Annotated in this window: 13 protein-coding genes; 10 read left to right on the top strand and 3 right to left on the bottom strand. The window is 43.6% G+C overall.

What is annotated here, in order from left to right; all coding sequences use genetic code 11:
- Positions 1–87 precede the first annotated feature (87 nt).
- Both ACOMA8_RS13640 and ACOMA8_RS13635 read right to left on the bottom strand, forming a co-directional pair.
- Positions 88–726, bottom strand: coding sequence for an NAD(P)H-hydrate epimerase (locus tag ACOMA8_RS13640; RefSeq protein WP_421371435.1), 639 nt, complete (start codon positions 724–726; stop codon positions 88–90).
- 177 nt (positions 727–903) lie between these two features.
- Positions 904–1707: a Cof-type HAD-IIB family hydrolase gene (locus ACOMA8_RS13635; RefSeq protein WP_161899270.1), complete on the bottom strand. Its 804-nt coding sequence runs from the start codon at positions 1705–1707 to the stop codon at positions 904–906.
- A gap of 355 nt (positions 1708–2062) precedes the next feature.
- On the opposite strand from ACOMA8_RS13635, the gene ACOMA8_RS13630 reads away from it, so the two are divergent.
- Together ACOMA8_RS13630 and ACOMA8_RS13625 are read left to right on the top strand one after the other, a co-directional pair.
- Positions 2063–3487 (top strand): NCS2 family permease, encoded by a 1425-nt coding sequence (locus ACOMA8_RS13630; RefSeq protein ID WP_421371433.1) that lies wholly within the window; start codon positions 2063–2065, stop codon positions 3485–3487.
- Between the two features lie 408 nt (positions 3488–3895).
- Positions 3896–5092 (top strand): multidrug efflux MFS transporter, encoded by a 1197-nt coding sequence (locus ACOMA8_RS13625; protein WP_421371431.1) that lies wholly within the window; start codon positions 3896–3898, stop codon positions 5090–5092.
- 74 nt (positions 5093–5166) lie between these two features.
- On the opposite strand, the gene ACOMA8_RS13620 is transcribed toward ACOMA8_RS13625, so the two are convergent.
- The gene (locus tag ACOMA8_RS13620) at positions 5167–5349 is read right to left on the bottom strand and encodes a YjzD family protein (RefSeq protein WP_161899273.1); all 183 of its coding nucleotides are present in this window, start codon (positions 5347–5349) and stop codon (positions 5167–5169) included.
- Positions 5350–5452: 103 nt separating this feature from the next.
- Here ACOMA8_RS13620 and dnaE point away from each other — a divergent pair, with 103 nt between their 5' ends.
- The 8 genes from dnaE (at position 5453) to ACOMA8_RS13580 (ending at position 17006) form a co-directional block, all read left to right on the top strand.
- Positions 5453–8761: a DNA polymerase III subunit alpha gene (gene dnaE, locus ACOMA8_RS13615; protein WP_421371429.1), complete on the top strand. Its 3309-nt coding sequence runs from the start codon at positions 5453–5455 to the stop codon at positions 8759–8761.
- Between the two features lie 173 nt (positions 8762–8934).
- The gene (pfkA, locus tag ACOMA8_RS13610; RefSeq protein WP_161899275.1) at positions 8935–9897 is read left to right on the top strand and encodes a 6-phosphofructokinase; all 963 of its coding nucleotides are present in this window, start codon (positions 8935–8937) and stop codon (positions 9895–9897) included.
- 88 nt (positions 9898–9985) lie between these two features.
- Entirely contained in the window at positions 9986–11752 is a 1767-nt protein-coding gene (pyk, locus tag ACOMA8_RS13605; protein WP_161899276.1) for a pyruvate kinase, read from the top strand.
- A 142-nt stretch (positions 11753–11894) separates the two neighbouring features.
- Complete coding sequence (locus tag ACOMA8_RS13600) at positions 11895–12458, top strand: YceD family protein (protein WP_421371426.1); 564 nt, start codon at positions 11895–11897, stop codon at positions 12456–12458.
- A gap of 59 nt (positions 12459–12517) precedes the next feature.
- The gene (rpmF, locus tag ACOMA8_RS13595; protein ID WP_161869984.1) at positions 12518–12700 is read left to right on the top strand and encodes a 50S ribosomal protein L32; all 183 of its coding nucleotides are present in this window, start codon (positions 12518–12520) and stop codon (positions 12698–12700) included.
- 405 nt (positions 12701–13105) lie between these two features.
- Complete coding sequence (gndA, locus tag ACOMA8_RS13590; protein ID WP_421371424.1) at positions 13106–14527, top strand: NADP-dependent phosphogluconate dehydrogenase; 1422 nt, start codon at positions 13106–13108, stop codon at positions 14525–14527.
- A gap of 246 nt (positions 14528–14773) precedes the next feature.
- Complete coding sequence (locus ACOMA8_RS13585; protein ID WP_161899279.1) at positions 14774–15460, top strand: response regulator transcription factor; 687 nt, start codon at positions 14774–14776, stop codon at positions 15458–15460.
- A gap of 4 nt (positions 15461–15464) precedes the next feature.
- Positions 15465–17006, top strand: coding sequence for a HAMP domain-containing sensor histidine kinase (locus tag ACOMA8_RS13580; RefSeq protein WP_421371421.1), 1542 nt, complete (start codon positions 15465–15467; stop codon positions 17004–17006).
- Positions 17007–17603: the final 597 nt, after the last annotated feature.

The following is a 17603-nucleotide window of genomic DNA, read 5'->3' as shown; positions in this document are numbered from 1 at the left end:
TGCCGTCTTTTTACTTTTTCTGTTAAAAAACTACCACAGCTACTAAATAGGGGACAAATACCAAAGCTCTGTTTGTCAATGCAAGCTTTAGCGCAATGGTTCGTCACTAATTCCTACATCAGCGACAATCAGGTTTCCGCAGGCTTCCATACCGGGGGATACAGTAAATGCGATTTTTTTGAATTGAAAAGTAATCGTAGTTTCAGCTTGAAGATAAGCCCCTAATGACTCACCGGTGGAGGCATCAATGCCAGAGGGAATATCGACAGCTACGACCGGCAGCCGACTTTTGCCGATGCGTTCAATAATTTCTGCGGCGGGGCCTCTTAGCTGGCCGGTTACACCAATGCCAAGGTAAGCATCTACCAGCAATGTATAACCCATAAAGCTATCCAAGCGATGAAGACGGGGAATTTGATAATGGTCACAGATTTTTGCTTGTTGGGCGGTTTCTTTTGTGAAGGCAGTTGCTTCACCTACTTCCCATAGTGTCACTGAAATCCCCGCTAGATGCAGTAGCCGCGCAATGGCATAGCCGTCACCGCCATTATTGCCGGCGCCAACCACCACCAGAACTTGGGAAAGGTCGTATTTTTTTGTCTCTAAGATATGGCTTGTTACGGCTAGCGCTGCACGTTCCATCAAAACCATTGCAGGAATCCCGATTGTTTCAATTGTATAGTCGTCGCATTTCTTCATTTGGGTTGCATTAACCAAGAGCGTCATCATGGCTCCTCCTTATTGTTGTGGTTGTAGACTTTCAGCTATTTCCAGTATAACAAAGGAGCCAAGCCAAGGCGGTGTCAAGCCCTTGGCAACTGGCCATTTTTTTGAAAGCTATCGAGCACACCAAAAAAGACCTTCGAAAATAGCTTGCGAAGGTCTTTTAGTGATGAAAATTAATCAGATTGCCAAATGTTTTTCCAAGTAGTCTGCTAAGCCGTCTTCATCATTGGTTTTTACGGTGACATCATTGGCCACATCTTTTGCCGCTTGTGAGCCGTTAGCCATCGCAACACCCCAACCAGCATAATCCAACAATTCGATATCGTTGTGTTCGTCACCAAATGCGATGACATTTTGTTGGTCAATCTGCAGGGAATCGGCAATGATTTTGACTCCTCGAGCCTTTTCGATTCCTTTGGCAACAATCTCAAGAATTGCTTTTGGTCCACCCCAAGTACGAACGTCCACGTAATCGGAGAACTGTTCGTTCAGCCGATCTGAGACGATTTGTGCCATTTCGTTATTGGTTTGCACCAACATCGAAGTAGGGTTGGTACGGAGATTTTTCAACAGATTGGCCTCTGTTGGTTTTTCATTGGAAAACAAATAAGCATCATCGAAATCGATGCGGTCTACAAAGAATGTTTCCCGATTCTCAGCAGCGACATATTCCAGCTGCAGTTCTTCTTTTTGTGCCAAAATCTCAAAAACGATATCCCGACTGAACAAAGTTTCGGATTCTTGGGCCCAATTTTGGTAAGGCAAGTGCACCAAGGCGCCATTGAAGTTTACCATTGGGCTTTTCAAAGCCAGCTCCCGATAAAATTGTTCACTCATACGAAACGGACGCCCTGTTGCAATGCTGACGATGTGGCCAGCTTTTGTTGCCCGTTGCAAAACGTGTTTTGTTTTGGGAGAAATCAACGATTGACCATTCAAGGTGGTGCCGTCTAAGTCGATCGCAATTAATTTTTGTGTCATGAGATTTGCCCCCTTTCTCTAATTAGTATCTGTCACAGTGTACCATATTCTCGCGTTTTCATAAAGTTTTCAAAAGAATTTCTTTGTGGTTTAAGAAAAGCTTAGAGGTGAGTGGCATCAATATATTATTGCAAAAGGAGACAAAAAGAAATTTTTTTATAGCAAAAACGAATGAGATTTGCCCAAAACAGGCAGATGCTGAAATGTTTCCTAGTAAAACACGAACGATAAGATCGTTTCTGTTGGAAAAGATCATAGTTTTCTTGATAATTATTAAAATGATTTCTATAATCAACTTCGGTCGGGTAATTACTCGTATGCAATTATTACATCATATTAAGGAGAGACATTTTTTATGGAAAAGTTTTTCAAGTTAAAGGAAAACAACACGACGGTTTCAACTGAGGTTATGGCCGGGGTGACAACTTTCTTTGCAATGAGCTACATTTTGTTCGTAAATCCTTCCATTTTGTCCTTGTCGGGGATGCCGTTTCAGGCAGTCTTCTTGGCAACAATCATCGCTTCGGTGATTGGTACTTTGGTTATGGGGCTATTTGCAAATGTTCCTTATGCGCAAGCACCAGGCATGGGTCTGAATGCTTTCTTTACATTTACTGTTGTTTTTGGTTTAGGGTACTCTTGGCAAGAAGCTTTGGCGATGGTCTTTATCTGTGGGTTAATCAATATTTTTATCACGATTACTCGAATTCGAAAAATGATTATCCATGCAATTCCTGAAAGCCTGCAACATGCCATTGGTGGCGGTATCGGTATTTTTGTTGCCTATGTTGGATTAAAGAATGCCAACTTGTTGAATTTTACTGTTGAAAAAGCCAATGTGCTAAGCGGTGATTCTGAAACAAGTTTAGTAGCCAATGGTGGTGTGGTGCCGGCTTTGGCGAATTTTGACAATGCTGGAGTCATTTTAGCCCTCATTGGTTTGGTGATTACTACTCTGCTGGTGGTAAAAAATATTCGTGGCGGTATTTTAATTGGGATCGTGGCAACCACGATTATCGGTATTTTAATGGGTGTGGTAGATCTTTCAGCAATCGATATGAAGGCCAACTCTTTAGGCGCGTCAATTAATGAATTGGGAACGACTTTTGGTGCTGCTTTTGGAAAAGACGGTATGCAGGCACTGTTTTCAGATGCATCTAAAATCCCCCAAGTGTTGATGACGATTATCGCTTTTAGCTTGTCTGACACCTTTGATACAATTGGGACATTCATCGGGACGGGACGTCGTACGGGTATCTTTTCAAAAGAAGATGAAGATGCTTTGGAAGATAGCCGCGGGTTCAACACAAAGATGGACAAAGCACTGTTTGCTGATGCGATTGCAACTTCAGTCGGTGCGATTTTCGGAACGTCTAATACAACAACTTATGTAGAATCTGCTGCCGGGATTGGTGCCGGCGGACGTACCGGTCTGACTTCAGTCGTCGTCGCTGCCTTGTTTGCACTCTCTAGTTTGTTTTCACCATTGATCTCTGTGGTACCTGCTCAAGCAACAGCGCCAGCTTTGATTTTGGTGGGTGTCATGATGTTGGCTTCGTTTGCCGATATTAAATGGACAGACTTGGAAGAAGCGGTTCCTGCTTTCTTCGCTGCGATCTTCATGGGCTTTTGCTACAGCATCTCATACGGGATTGCAGCCGGTTTTATCTTCTACACTTTGGTGAAAGTTGTTAATGGCAAGTTTAAAGAAGTATCACCAATTATCTGGGTAGTCGATCTGCTCTTTATTGCGAACTTCGTGATTTTGGCAATTTTGTAAGCTATTCAAAACGTAACGAGAACAAACAGCTTTCCGAGGCGCAATGCTGCGGAGAGCTGTTTGTTTGTGTTTTGAAGTTGGAGAAAGACATGTCAGCATGTTTCTAAGCTTTTGGATCAGTGATGTGAATTGCCCAGTGTCAGTACTTTTTTGAGACGTAGGAGTAGCAAACATGCTTAATGGTCAATTACCGGCAATGATGAGTGGTGTAGGATTGCTACAGGGGAATTTTGAGTGGACAGTTACGATTAACAGTCTAATAAGATGGAGGGGCTTTGAGTAGTTTTCTAAAAGAGGCGTGATGTCCACAGCTCGGTTATTAACCGGCGACTAAACTGTAAGAAAACAGCATGCGGGTTTTCCCTTTTTCAAAAGTAAGGTATAGTAAAAAGGAAAGAAGGTTGTAGGATGAAAATCGATTGGCGGCGTAACTTACTGATTTCCTGGATTGGCTGTTTTTTTACCGGTGCAAGTTTCAGTTTAGTGATGCCTTTTATTCCATTGTATATCGAACAATTGGGAACACCTAAAAGCCAGATAGAGCTCTTTTCAGGATTGGCAATTTCCGTGACTGCATTCGCTTCAGCAATTGTTGCACCGATCTGGGGAAATCTGGCTGATCGTAAAGGGAGAAGGCTGATGATGATCAGAGCAGCAGTGGGGATGACCTTTACGATGGGGTCATTGGCTTTTGTTCCTGATGTGTATTGGCTTTTAATCATGCGGTTTATGACGGGAATCTTGTCTGGATACATACCCAATGCAACGGCGCTGATTGCTTCACAAGCGCCTAAACAAAAGAGTGGCTGGGCATTGGGAACCTTGGCTACTGGTGCTATCGCAGGAAATTTGATTGGGCCTTCCATGGGTGGTGCCCTGGCACAGTGGTTTGGGATGGAAAATGTTTTTATCATCACCGGAACAGTCCTGTTGATCACGACAATATTGACGATTTTTCTGGTAAAAGAAGACTTCACACCGGTAGCCAAAACTGAAATGCTGACCACACGGGAAATTTTGAGAAAAATTCCGAATCTGCAAGTATTGTTGGGGTTGTTTGTGACCTCGTTGATTTTGCAGATTGGCGTTACCAGCATCAGTCCGATTTTGACGTTATATATTCGACAGCTTAGCGGAGACAGCAGTAATGTCTTGTTTGTCAGTGGCTTAATCGTTTCAGTATCAGGAGTCTCGGCAATCTTGTCTTCACCTACTCTGGGTCGAATTGGCGACCGGGTGGGCAATCACAAAGTGCTGTTGTTTGGTCTGGTTTTATCACTTCTTTGCTTTATTCCGATGGGATTTGTGAGTTCACCATTTCAGCTAGGAGTCCTGCGCTTTTTGTTGGGCTTTTCTACAGGGGCGCTGATGCCTTCGATCAATACACTGATTTCTAAAATCACACCAACAGAAGGGGTCAGTCGAATCTACAGTTATAACCAAATGTTTTCTAATTTTGGTCAAGTGCTGGGACCGATGGTGGGGTCAACTGTTGCCCATAGTTTCGGTTATCGAGCAGTGTTCTGGGCCACTAGCGGGTTTGTGCTATTGAATATCCTGTTGTCACTGTTTAATTTCCGCAAAAATCTACAGGAATCCCTCTGATTTGAAATCACAAAAAAACCAGTTACAATAGAGTAACTGGTTTTTGCTATGAGATGTGGCATTGGTCGGCTGAATCAGCCCACTTTTGATTCTTTCGGCGGTGCAACGGTGCCGATCAAGATGACGATCAAGCCGACAATCAATGACAAAACAGTAGACAACTGGAAATCGTAGGCTGCGCCGATCAATGCGCTTCCGAGATAACCAACGACTTGGCCCAAGATAAAGGCCCAAAACATAGTCATGATATATTTCATTTCTGGCACCTCTTTTCTAGATGAAAATCTGTCGTAAATAGTTTAACATAATTTCCTGATAAGTAAAGAAAACACAGTTTGGAAATTTTCTGGAGGTTTTTTCATGAGTTTTCCGCAATTAACAACGACAACCGCTTTTTCACTGCTTCAAAGTACTGTCAAAGTTGAAGAATATGTTACTGCCGGTCAAAAAGCAGGCTACAGCACACTGGGAATCTGCGACCGCAACGTTCTCACGGCAGCAGTGGAGTTTTACCAAAGCTGTCAAAAGCATGGTATTAAGCCGGTTATCGGGCTGCATCTGGATTATTACTCTCCGGTTCAACGGGAGGAAAACGAACTGTTGTTGTTTGCTGCTAGCCAGGCAGGCTACGAGACGTTAATTCGCTTGTCTTCTAAAAAAATGAGTGATGGACAGGTTGCATTAGAAGAGTTTCTTCCTGCAGAAGATGTGATTGCAATCTTGCCTGTTCGCAATGAACTTACCTATCTTCGTTATGGGCACCCAGAGCTGCTGGAAAAGCGCTTGGAGGAGCTGCAATTCTTATTGCCGAACTTGTACTACAGCGTAGAAGCAAGTAGTGAAAAAGACAGAGCTGCTGGGGAGTGGTTTGATTCTGTGGGAATTCCACCTTTTGCAACTGCGACAGTTGTCAGTTTAAAAGCAGAAGAGTTGCAAGCTGTCAAAGTGATGGCCCATTTGAAGGCAGGTACGCAGATCAATGAATTAGAAGAATTACAACTGACGGGTACGGGACAGCTGCTGTCTGAAAAGCAGGCGACGGAGTATTTTAATCAACTTGAGCCAAGAGGGTTAGCCAATGCTGAAGCTTTTGCGGATCGCTGTAACTGGCAGCTGCCTTTGCATCAGAAGCTCTTGCCTGCTTATCCACTGGACAATCAATCTGCTGGGTCTTTTTTGGCAGAGCTTTGCCAGCGTCTTTTGCCTTTGCGAGTAGCAAATAATTCAGCAGATTATCAAAAACGCCTGGACTACGAGCTTTCAGTCATTCATCAGATGGGCTTTGACGATTACTTTCTAATTGTTTGGGATGTGATGGATTTCGCTCATCGCACCGGGATTGTAACCGGGGCTGGCCGAGGTTCTGCTGCAGGTTCTCTGGTGGCCTATGTGTTGTCAATTACCGATGTAGATCCAATCCGTTACGACCTGTTGTTTGAACGCTTTTTGAATCCTGAGCGTTACAGTATGCCGGATATTGACCTGGATATTCCTGACAATCGGCGCCAAGAAGTGCTGCGTTATGTACAAGAAAAATACGGACGGTTAAAAATGGCCCAGATTGCAACTTTCGGTACCATGGCAGCTAAGATGGTGCTGAAGGATACGGCGCGGGTTTTCGGCTTGTCACAATCAGAAGCCAATCGTTGGTCAAAAGCGGTACCCACTTTAGGAAACGGCCGTAAAATTACATTAAAAGAAGCCTACGATCAATCGGTAGCATTACGAGATTTAGTGAGCCAAAGTCCCAAAAACCAGACATTGTTTGAAGTGGCTTTAATTTTGGAGGGCCTGCCTCGCCATGTTTCCACCCATGCAGCGGGTGTGGTAATCAGCGATAGGGACTTGTTGGAGCTCGTTCCATTACAGGCTGGATCAGATGACATCTTGCTGACTCAGTTTACTATGAATGATGTCGAAACTGTCGGCTTGTTGAAGATGGATTTTCTCGGACTGCGAAATTTGTCAATCATTGATGATACCTTGCGGGGAATCAAAAAGGTCACCGGTCAAACTCTGTCACAAAAAGACATCGCATTGGATGACCCTGAGACACTGGCTCTATTTCAACGAGGGGATACTGCGGGAATCTTTCAATTTGAATCTGCTGGAATCCGCAATGTGCTGCGCCGCTTGGAGCCGGAGAATATCGAAGAAATCGCCGCTGTCAATGCCTTGTATCGTCCCGGCCCTGCACAAAACATTGATCACTTTATTCAGCGGAAAAAAGGTCGTGAGAAAGTTACCTATCTGGATGAAAGCCTGCGCCCAATTCTGAAAAATACTTATGGGATTATGGTTTATCAGGAGCAAGTTATGCAGGTGGCCAATAAGATGGCGGGTTTTTCTTTAGGACAAGCGGATCTTTTGCGCCGCGCAATGGGAAAGAAAAAGAAAGAAATCCTAGACGAACAGCGGCAAAATTTTGTTACCGGTGCTGTCGCTCAAGGGCATTCTCGAGAAAAAGCAGAGGAGGTCTATGGCTACATTGAGCGTTTTGCCGGCTACGGGTTTAATCGTTCCCACGCATTTGCCTATTCGTTTGTTGGGTTTCAAATGGGGTACTTGAAAGTCCATTACCCGGGACCGTTTTTTGCGGCACTCCTTCAATCTGTCCGGGGCAATACTGGTAAAATCAAGGAGTACCTGGCAGAAGCCAAAAAAAGAAGCATTCGAATCATGCCGCCCACCATCAACAAAAGTAGTTTTGGCTTTTATCTGGAGGATTTGAAAACGATTCGCTTTGGCTTGGGTGCCGTCAAAGGCTTACGACGAGACTTTATCGCTGACGTGGTGGCAGAGCGCAAGCGCAACGGGCCTTATACTTCCCTGGATAATTTTTTATACCGCATCGATAATAAATGGCGTAAAACCGATATCTTAGAACCGTTGATCCAAGTTGGAGTATTCGATGAGATTGAAGAAAATCGTCGCCAACTCATGAGTGAATTGGAAGGGAAAATTCAAAATATCCAATACAGTGGCGGTAGTATGGATTTGTTAGATTTGATGACCCTGAAGGTAACTGATGTACGGGAATACTCATTGGAAGAAAAGTTGGATTTAGAAGAAGCGTATCTGGGGGTCTATCTGTCAGGTCATCCGGTAGAAAAGTATGGCCTGCTGCAAGAACAAGCACACATTCAACATATCACAGAACTTGTGGCAGGTGAAAAAGCAAAAGTCTTGTTATATTTGCGGAATATTCGCGAGATCCGTACTAAAAAAGGCGATCAGATGGCCTTTTTAGAAGGTAATGATCCTACAGGTGAACTGAGTGTGACGATTTTTCCTGACTTGTACCGACAAGTGCGACAGACCTTTGAAGTGGGGGATGTCATTTATATTGAAGGAAAAGGGGAAGTCAGCAAGTACAATCAAGAGCTGCAGCTGATTGCGGAGCGGCTGCTGCCCGCAGAAAAAGCGCAAGAACAATTAAGCCAGACGACCTGCTATTTACGCATTCTGCCAGAAAAGGAAACCGCGGCTGATTTGAATCAGCTTTTACACCTGATTCGCAGTCATCCCGGGGATGTGCCGGTGATATTGGTCTATGCAGCTTCCGGTGTGAAAAAGATTCTCTCTCATGAAAATCAAATCGAAAATTCGGCGGCGGTAAGCAGTGAACTAGCAGGCTTACTGGGTTCAGAGAATGTTGTATTTAAATAGCTTACATGTGCTTTTCAGTAAATAATACCTTCCGTTTTCATTTTTTTCAAATTGTTGTAGGATAATCAAGACATTTCAAGGATTTAATGGTAAAATGTTACTCGTGGTTAATGCCTAACAGGTATTATTTGTATCAAACCGAACAAAACAACATTTAATGAGGTGAATGGTTAATGAAACGCATCGGAATCTTGACCAGTGGCGGTGACGCTCCTGGGATGAACGCGGCGATTCGCGCCGTTGTCCGCAAAGGGATCTACGACGGTTTAGAAGTCTACGGGATTAACTATGGCTTTGCCGGTCTGGTAGCAGGTGATATCCGTCGTTTGGATGTTGCCGACGTAGGCGATAAGATCCAACGAGGCGGTACATTCTTATACTCTGCTCGTTATCCTGAATTTGCTACTCAAGAAGGGCAACTAAAAGGGATCGAGCAATTGAAAAAATTCGGTATCGAAGGTCTGGTAGTTATCGGCGGTGATGGTTCTTATCATGGCGCGATGGCACTGACACGTCACGGCTTCCCGGCAGTTGGTATTCCAGGGACGATTGACAACGATATTCCAGGAACTGATTTTACAGTTGGTTTCGACACAGCAATCAACACCGTTTTAGAATCCCTTGACCGGATTCGTGATACGGCGACTTCTCACGTTCGGACATTTGTCATCGAAGTAATGGGCCGGGGTGCTGGTGATATTGCTTTGTGGTCTGGTGTAGCCGGCGGTGCAGATGAAATCATCATTCCTGAGCACGACTTTGATATGGCAGCTGTTGCTAAGCGTATCCAAGAAGGCCGCGATCGTGGTAAAAAACATTGCTTGATCGTCTTGGCTGAAGGTGTGATGGGCGGCAACGAGTTTGCGGATAAACTCTCTGAATATGGGGACTACCATACCCGTGTTTCTATTTTGGGTCACGTTGTTCGTGGCGGTTCTCCAAGTGCCCGCGACCGTGTCTTGGCTTCTAAATTCGGTGCATACGCAGTTGAACTTTTGGAACAAGGCAAAGGCGGATTGTGCATCGGGATGTTAGACAACCAAGTCGTTGCAGCGGATATCATCGATACTTTGGAAAATCACAAACACAAGCCTGATCTTTCATTGTATGACTTGAACAAACAATTGTCCTTCTGATTTTCTGCGACAAGATCAAGGGCAGCATGAAACTTGAAAAAAGAGCTTAAAGCAGCTTTTTTAAATAAAGGAATAGGAGCGTTCAGTAATGAAAAAAACAAAAATCGTTAGTACTTTAGGACCAGCAAGTAATAACGTGGAGATTATCTCCCAACTCATCGAATCAGGCGCCAATGTTTTCCGTTTCAACTTCTCTCACGGGGATCACGAAGAACAATTGGGACGGATGAACCTGGTTCGTGAAGCTATTGCGAAAACTGGTAAAGACGTAGCGATCTTGCTTGATACAAAAGGTCCGGAAATCCGTACTACTGTTCAAGGTACTGAAACTGGTAAAATTCCGTTTGAAATCGGCGACAAAACTCGTATTTCCATGGATGGCGAATTGGAAGGCAGCAAAGAAAAAATCGCTGTAACTTACCCAGGCCTGTATGACGACGTTCATGTTGGCGGCCACATCATGTTTGACGATGGATTGATTGACATGAAGATTTTGGAAAAAGACGAAGCCAACAAAGAATTGGTTGTTGAAGTTCAAAATGCTGGTATCTTAGGCTCTCGTAAAGGTGTCAATGCACCTGGCGTTTCTATCAGCTTGCCAGGTATCACTGAAAAAGACGCTGGCGACATCCGTTTCGGTTTGGACAACGAAATCGACTACATCGCAGCTTCTTTCGTTCGTAAAGCCCAAGACGTTCTGGATATTCGCGAAATCTTAGAAGAAAAGAACATGACTCACGTTCAAATCATCTCTAAGATCGAATCTCAAGAAGGTATCGACAATATCGATGAAATCATCAAAGTTTCTGATGGTATCATGGTTGCTCGTGGGGACATGGGTGTTGAAATTCCAGCTGAAGAAGTACCAATGGTTCAAAAGATGATCATCAAAAAATGTAACGCTGCCGGTAAAGTAGTTGTTACTGCAACACAAATGTTGGAATCTATGCAACAAAACCCTCGTCCAACTCGCGCGGAAGCTTCTGACGTTGCCAATGCTGTCTTTGACGGAACTGACGCAACCATGTTGTCTGGCGAATCTGCAAACGGCGACTACCCAGTAAAAGCTGTTGCTACAATGGCTCGTATTGACATGGAAGCTGAAAAAGCCCTGCAAGAATTGGGCACATTCCAAATCAACGAATTCGACAAAACTGATGTAACTGAAACAATCGGTATTGCTGTAGCTCGGGCTGCGAAAAACTTGGGCGTTAAAACAATCGTTGCCGCTACTGAATCTGGCCATACTGCACGTATGATTTCTAAATACCGTCCAGATGCAGATATCTTGGCTGTAACTTTTGACGAACGCACAAAACGTGGCTTGATGTTAAACTGGGGCGTTTATCCGACAGTTGCTGAAAAACCTTCAACAACTGATGAAATGTTTGACTTGGCAACTAAAAAAGCCGTTGATCTTGGCTTTGCTAAAGAAGGCGATTTGATCTTGATCACTGCAGGTGTTCCTGTCGGTGAACGGGGAACGACAAACGTTATGAAGATTCAATTGATCGGTTCAAAATTGTTGGAAGCACAAGGCGTCGGTGAAAAGACAGTCGTTGCGAACGCAGTCGTTGCTAAATCAGCTGAGGAAGCAATCGCTAAAGCAAAAGATGGTATGGTTCTGGTTGTTCCAACAACTGACAAAGAATATATGCCAGCTTTCGAAAAAGCGGCAGCTGTAATCGTTGAAGAAGGTGGCTTGACATCTCACGCTGCGGTTGTAGGTATCGCTAAAGACATCCCGGTTATCGTGGGTGCCAAAGATGCTACAACAACAATTGAAGACGGTGAATTGGTAACTGTTGACCCTCGTCGTGGGATTGTTTACCGCGGAGAAACAACAGCCATCTAATTGACAGTTTGATCCATTGATTATTGCAGCCACTGTCACCGGCAGTGGCTGTTTTTCTATCATGAAAAGGTGTCAAGAAAATTTCATTGACAAGCTAAAATACAGCCTGTATAATAGCTTTTGTTGCTTAGAGGTGATAATTATGAGGTGGTCTTTACAGGAATTGCGCAAGTTTCGGGAAACCGGAGCAGCGTTTCAAGAAGTCCTGGATGTCAAAACAGCATTATTGAAACGCGATGATCAGATTCTCGATGCTGAGCCTGCTGAAGTTGCAGGAACAGTGACTATCGACGATCACGGCTACTTGTTAAACTATCGTGTGCAGGTTACGTTGACCGTTCCTTCTTCAAGAAGCTTGGAACCGGTGGAATTGCCGCTAGATTTTTCAGTAACTGAACAGTTCATGACACCAGAGCAGTTTCAAACTCGTTCCGATGTAGTGCCCGAACACGAAATCTTGATTTTAGAAGGTCAGACGTTGGACACTGTCGAGTCGGTTTTGGACAATATCTTATTGGAGATTCCCATGCAGATTTTGACCGAAGCTGAAAAAGCATCGCATGCTTTACCAAAGGGTCAGGACTGGGAAGTTATCTCAGAGGCTGACTATCTGCAGCAGAAAGAACAGGCTGCACCAACTATCGATCCTCGTCTTGCCAAATTATCTCAGTTGTTGGATGTTTCCGACGATGAAGATAACGAGTAAGATTGGAATAAATCGCGCGGATTTTTCGCGTTTTCAAATACAAGGAGGTGTATTGAGAAATGGCAGTACCAGCTAGAAAAACTTCTAAAGCGAAGAAAAACAAACGTCGCACTCATTACAAATTGACCATCAACGGTTTGAACGAATGTCCAAACTGTGGTGAATTGAAAAAGAGCCACCACGTATGTGCCAACTGCGGCTACTACGACGGTAAAGACGTGACAACCAAAGCAGAAGCCTAAGTCGTTTTAAACTGAAAATGACCGTTAACCCCCGAGACTAACCATGGAGTCTCGGGGGTTGTTTGTTTTTGTTCAAGGAAAAGCCAGGGGTGATTAAACAGAAACTCTACGTTCGTCCAAACATGATTACTCAATCAAGCTACGAAAGCACTAAGTCCTCTTTTTTGGAAATGGCGAGAAATCATTTTGAACACCGCCTCTGCATGGACTTATGAACCGCAAAGATAGCGCGGATTTTACAACTTTATATTGTTGTGTCAGTCTGAGGAACTAAAACAAGGTGAAATTTACGAACTCTCGTAAACCAGCGCTGACTTTTGTGGTCTGTCTGGCTTTGCCGGTGGCTTATTTTGGGCTATAATAGGTAAGATCAATTGAGTATTTCACACTATTGGAGGAATGAACATGACAAAACAGCAAATTGGTGTCGTGGGAATGGCGGTCATGGGTAAAAACCTGGCTTTAAATATCGAAAGCCGCGGGTATTCCGTCGCATTATATAATCGGACAGGAGCGAAGACGGAAGAAGTCGTAAAAGAACATCCAGATAAAAATTTCTTACCGACTTATTCGATTGAAGAGTTTGTGGCAGCAATCGAAAAGCCGCGACGGATTCTTTTAATGGTTAAAGCCGGCGGGCCAACTGATGCGACGATTAAAGAGTTGCTGCCTCATCTGGATAAAGGAGACATCCTGATTGATGGCGGGAATACCTTCTTTAAAGATACGATTCGGCGAAATGAAGAATTAGCCAATTCCGGAATCAATTTCATCGGAACTGGGGTTTCCGGCGGCGAAGAAGGGGCACTGAAAGGACCTTCCATCATGCCTGGGGGACAAAAAGAAGCCTATGAGCTGGTTGCTCCAATCTTAGAACAGATTTCTGCTAAGGCAGAAGACGGCGCGCCTTGCGTGACCTATATTGGGCCAAATGGTGCAGGCCATTACGTTAAAATGGTCCATAACGGCATCGAATACGGAGATATGCAGCTGATTGCTGAGTCTTATGATTTGATGAAGAATATTTTAGGATTGTCTGTTGAAGAAATGGCTGACATCTTCAAAGAGTGGAACGAAGGCGAATTGGATAGCTATTTGATTGAAATTACTGCCGATATCCTGACGCGAAAAGATGATCTTGGGACTGGACAGCCAATCGTTGATGTCATTTTGGATGCTGCCGGTAACAAAGGAACTGGGAAATGGACGTCTCAAAGTGCCCTGGACTTGGGTGTACCATTACCACTGATCACTGAATCAGTTTTCGCCCGCTATATTTCAGCATATAAAGCAGAACGGGTCAATGCCAGCAAGATTCTCCCTGAACCTGCAGCTTTTGCTTTTGAAGGGGACAAAAAAGAATTAGTAGAAAAAATCCGTGAAGCGTTGTACTTCAGTAAAATCATGAGTTATGCGCAAGGATTCGCGCAATTACGAACGGCTTCGAAGGAATATGATTGGGATCTACCTTTTGGAGAAATTGCTAAAATCTGGCGAGCAGGTTGTATTATTCGGGCACGCTTCTTGCAAAAAATCACTGATGCGTATGAAAAGACACCGGATTTGGAAAACCTCTTACTGGACGATTACTTTGTTGAAATTACTAAGAAATATCAACAGGCGGTTCGGGAGGTAGTCGCTATCGCCGTTCAAGCAGGGGTACCGGTTCCGACCTTCTCTTCTGCGATTGCTTACTTTGATTCTTATCGTTCTGAACGGTTACCTGCGAATATCATTCAAGCACAGCGGGACTATTTTGGCGCCCACACCTACGAACGTACAGATCGTGAAGGCATTTTCCACTACAGTTGGTATCACGAAGAATAAATTGCTTACGACCCGGTCGCAAAGATCGGGTCTTTTTTTGACTCAATGAAATCAAAAATGATCACTGAAGAAAAGTGTTGTTTTGAAAAATGAAGACTGTTTTTATAAAAGCTTATAAAAACTCATATCTTTATTACATAGCTCTTTTTAATTTGGCGCTTTCATGATAAACTGGCTATAGTATTTTAATAAGAAAACAAAAGTTCACCTAAAAGAATACATGTGGAGAGAAGGACTGTTAGATCGATGAGTAATATCTTGATTATTGAAGACGAGAAGAATCTCGCTCGTTTTGTAGAGTTGGAGTTAACCCACGAAGGCTACAACACAGAGGTGCATTACAATGGCAGAACTGGTTTGGAAGCTGCGTTAAATAACGAATGGGATGCAATCCTTTTAGACTTGATGCTGCCAGAACTAAACGGGTTGGAAGTTTGTCGTCGAATTCGTCAGGCCAAGAATACCCCGATTATTATGATGACTGCGCGGGATTCAGTTATTGACCGGGTCTCTGGCTTGGATCACGGTGCCGACGATTACATCGTAAAACCTTTTGCCATTGAAGAGCTTTTGGCGCGTTTACGAGCACTTTTACGGCGGATTGATATCGAAGGGGATAAGAATGTTGCCAAACAAACGACAATCACTTATCGAGACTTGACCATTGAAAAGGAAAACCGTGTCGTGCGTCGCGGCAGCGATGTCATCGAATTGACCAAACGGGAATATGAATTGCTGCTGACTTTGATGGAAAATGTCAATGTGGTGCTTGCACGGGATGTATTGCTTAACAAAGTATGGGGCTACGAAACCGAAGTTGAAACGAATGTTGTGGATGTTTATATTCGGTACTTACGGAATAAAATCGACGTACCTGGTGAAGAAAGCTATATTCAGACTGTTCGCGGCACCGGCTATGTGATGCGCTCGTAAACACATGGATAAAACCACGAAAAAAACGATAGTAGAGGACAAAAGAGAACTCAAAGGCCCATCTTTGACTGCAAAGTGGGCTTTTGCCAGTTCTTTCTTTATCTTTGTTGTCTTCACTATTTTTGCTGTAATCACCTATAAGTCTTCCGTGAATTTGATCGTAGCCAATGAGCGGAAGAATATCGAGCAAACCATGTCGGAAATTACTTCCCGCTTAGCCGATGCCGACGAAGAACTTACGTCGGAGCAGGCATATCGTTATCTGACAGGATCAGCGCTAACTAAGCAAGGCGTTAACGATACTCGAATTGGCCAGGTACCCGATCTGGAGGGGAACCTTCTTACTATTGACCCGTATATTTCCTTTATCGGCCAAGAAGTCATGCACTTTTATGCTTATAATTTGGATAAGCAGGTAGTGTTGCAGACGATTGATCAAGACATGCCCTTGAGTCAGATGCAACGAAAAGATCCTACCATCACCACTGTAGGCGAACGAACCGGTTTTATCTCGGTGGAACCCATCTATTCGAAGAAGACGCGGGAAAAAATTGGCTATATTCAGAGCTTTTACGAGTTATCTGCCTTCTATGATATTCGCAGCCGACTGTTGGTTACACTGATTGTTTTGGAAGTTGTTTCTTTGATACTAAGCAGTGTTCTAGGGTTCTTTCTTTCAACGTATTTCTTGAAGCCGCTGAAAGTTCTGCGAGACACGATGGATACGATCAGAGAAGATCCTTTGTCTGACGTCCAGATGCCGGAGATTGGAACAAATGACGAATTGACTGATTTAGCAGAAATTTTCAATGATATGTTGGATCGGATGCGGATTTATATGGACCAACAGAAGCAATTTGTAGAAGACGTCTCACATGAACTGCGCACCCCTGTGGCAATTATGGAGGGGCACTTGAGCATGTTGCAGCGTTGGGGGAAAAAAGACCCTGAAATTTTGGATGAGGCATTGGCAGCGAGTATTCAAGAGTTAAGTCGTATGAAAACTTTGGTTCAGGAAATGTTGGATCTTTCCCGTGCCGAACAAGTCGAGATGCATTATGGAAATGAAGTAACCAGTGCGAAAGAAGTCACTCATCAGGTCTTTAACAACTTTGTTATGCTCTACCCGGAATTTACATTTACGCTAGACGATGATTTGCACGATGAGGTTCAGTTAAAAATCTATCGCAACCATTTTGAACAACTGATTATTATCATTTTAGACAATGCCGTCAAATATTCTACTGATCGCAAGGAAATCAATATGAGCATCCGAATAGTCGGTCGGGAATTTGAAGTTGCCATCCAAGATTTCGGCGAGGGGATTTCTGCTGAAGACTTGGAGAAAATCTTCCATCGCTTTTATCGCGTGGATAAAGCCCGGGCCCGTACCAAAGGAGGCAATGGCTTAGGTCTTTCAATCGCTAAGCAGTTAGCTGAAAGCTATAAGGGCCGTATTGCCGCTGACAGTGTATTGGGACAAGGAACGATTTTCAAAATTTATTTACCTATCAAAGAGGATGCAGAGAATTTGATTGAAAATTAAAAGTAGCGGGGCCGTTTGTCACTTGAAAACGACCCCGCTATTTTTTTATAACTTACTTTCCTGCAAGAAAGAATCCGAAAGAACACGTTGACTGAAGCAGCTTTTTGGGTGATTTAGGTCATTTTTATGAATGATTGAATGGAATCGAACAGCAACATTCGTATTTCTGAAAAAGCCGTAGTTACTTGTGTTTTAGTGTTGCTTTTTGGTTTAAGAATTGCTATATTATTACTTGTCCGATTGAGGGAAAAGATCTTTTCAACAAAGTAAAAAAAGACTTGACCCGTTACAAACGGCATGATATTATAACGGAGTTGCTGAGATAGAGGCGTCAATATCCGCTATGAAACGCAAAGAAAGTTGTTGACAAATAACAATCTATGCGATATCATAAACGAGTTGCTTCTGCTTCTTGGATTTGGTAAAGCGAAAAAAACTTTTGAAAAAATGTTGACAAGCGGTTGCTCGTCTGATATGATTTAAAAGTTGCTGAAACAATTAGCGACAACAACTTAGACCTTTGAAAACTGAACAACAAGCAAACGAACCAATGTGTAGGGCATCTCAATTTCGATTGAGAGAACAAAACATTGCAAG

Source organism: Enterococcus infantis (assembly GCF_049166715.1).
GTDB classification, from domain to species: Bacteria; Bacillota; Bacilli; order Lactobacillales; family Enterococcaceae; genus Enterococcus_C; species Enterococcus_C leclercqii.
Note: the sequence above shows the minus strand (reverse complement) of the source record. Positions and strands in the feature narration are given on the sequence as shown.

Excerpts from the sequence above, each read along its gene's own strand:
- ACOMA8_RS13640 (WP_421371435.1), bottom strand. The coding sequence starts at position 726 with ATGACGCTCTTGGTTAATGCAACCCAAATGAAGAAATGCGACGACTAT.
- ACOMA8_RS13635 (WP_161899270.1), bottom strand. The coding sequence starts at position 1,707 with ATGACACAAAAATTAATTGCGATCGACTTAGACGGCACCACCTTGAAT.
- ACOMA8_RS13630 (WP_421371433.1), top strand. The coding sequence starts at position 2,063 with ATGGAAAAGTTTTTCAAGTTAAAGGAAAACAACACGACGGTTTCAACT.
- ACOMA8_RS13625 (WP_421371431.1), top strand. The coding sequence starts at position 3,896 with ATGAAAATCGATTGGCGGCGTAACTTACTGATTTCCTGGATTGGCTGT.
- ACOMA8_RS13620 (WP_161899273.1), bottom strand. The coding sequence starts at position 5,349 with ATGAAATATATCATGACTATGTTTTGGGCCTTTATCTTGGGCCAAGTC.
- dnaE (WP_421371429.1), top strand. The coding sequence starts at position 5,453 with ATGAGTTTTCCGCAATTAACAACGACAACCGCTTTTTCACTGCTTCAA.
- pfkA (WP_161899275.1), top strand. The coding sequence starts at position 8,935 with ATGAAACGCATCGGAATCTTGACCAGTGGCGGTGACGCTCCTGGGATG.
- pyk (WP_161899276.1), top strand. The coding sequence starts at position 9,986 with ATGAAAAAAACAAAAATCGTTAGTACTTTAGGACCAGCAAGTAATAAC.
- ACOMA8_RS13600 (WP_421371426.1), top strand. The coding sequence starts at position 11,895 with ATGAGGTGGTCTTTACAGGAATTGCGCAAGTTTCGGGAAACCGGAGCA.
- rpmF (WP_161869984.1), top strand. The coding sequence starts at position 12,518 with ATGGCAGTACCAGCTAGAAAAACTTCTAAAGCGAAGAAAAACAAACGT.
- gndA (WP_421371424.1), top strand. The coding sequence starts at position 13,106 with ATGACAAAACAGCAAATTGGTGTCGTGGGAATGGCGGTCATGGGTAAA.
- ACOMA8_RS13585 (WP_161899279.1), top strand. The coding sequence starts at position 14,774 with ATGAGTAATATCTTGATTATTGAAGACGAGAAGAATCTCGCTCGTTTT.
- ACOMA8_RS13580 (WP_421371421.1), top strand. The coding sequence starts at position 15,465 with ATGGATAAAACCACGAAAAAAACGATAGTAGAGGACAAAAGAGAACTC.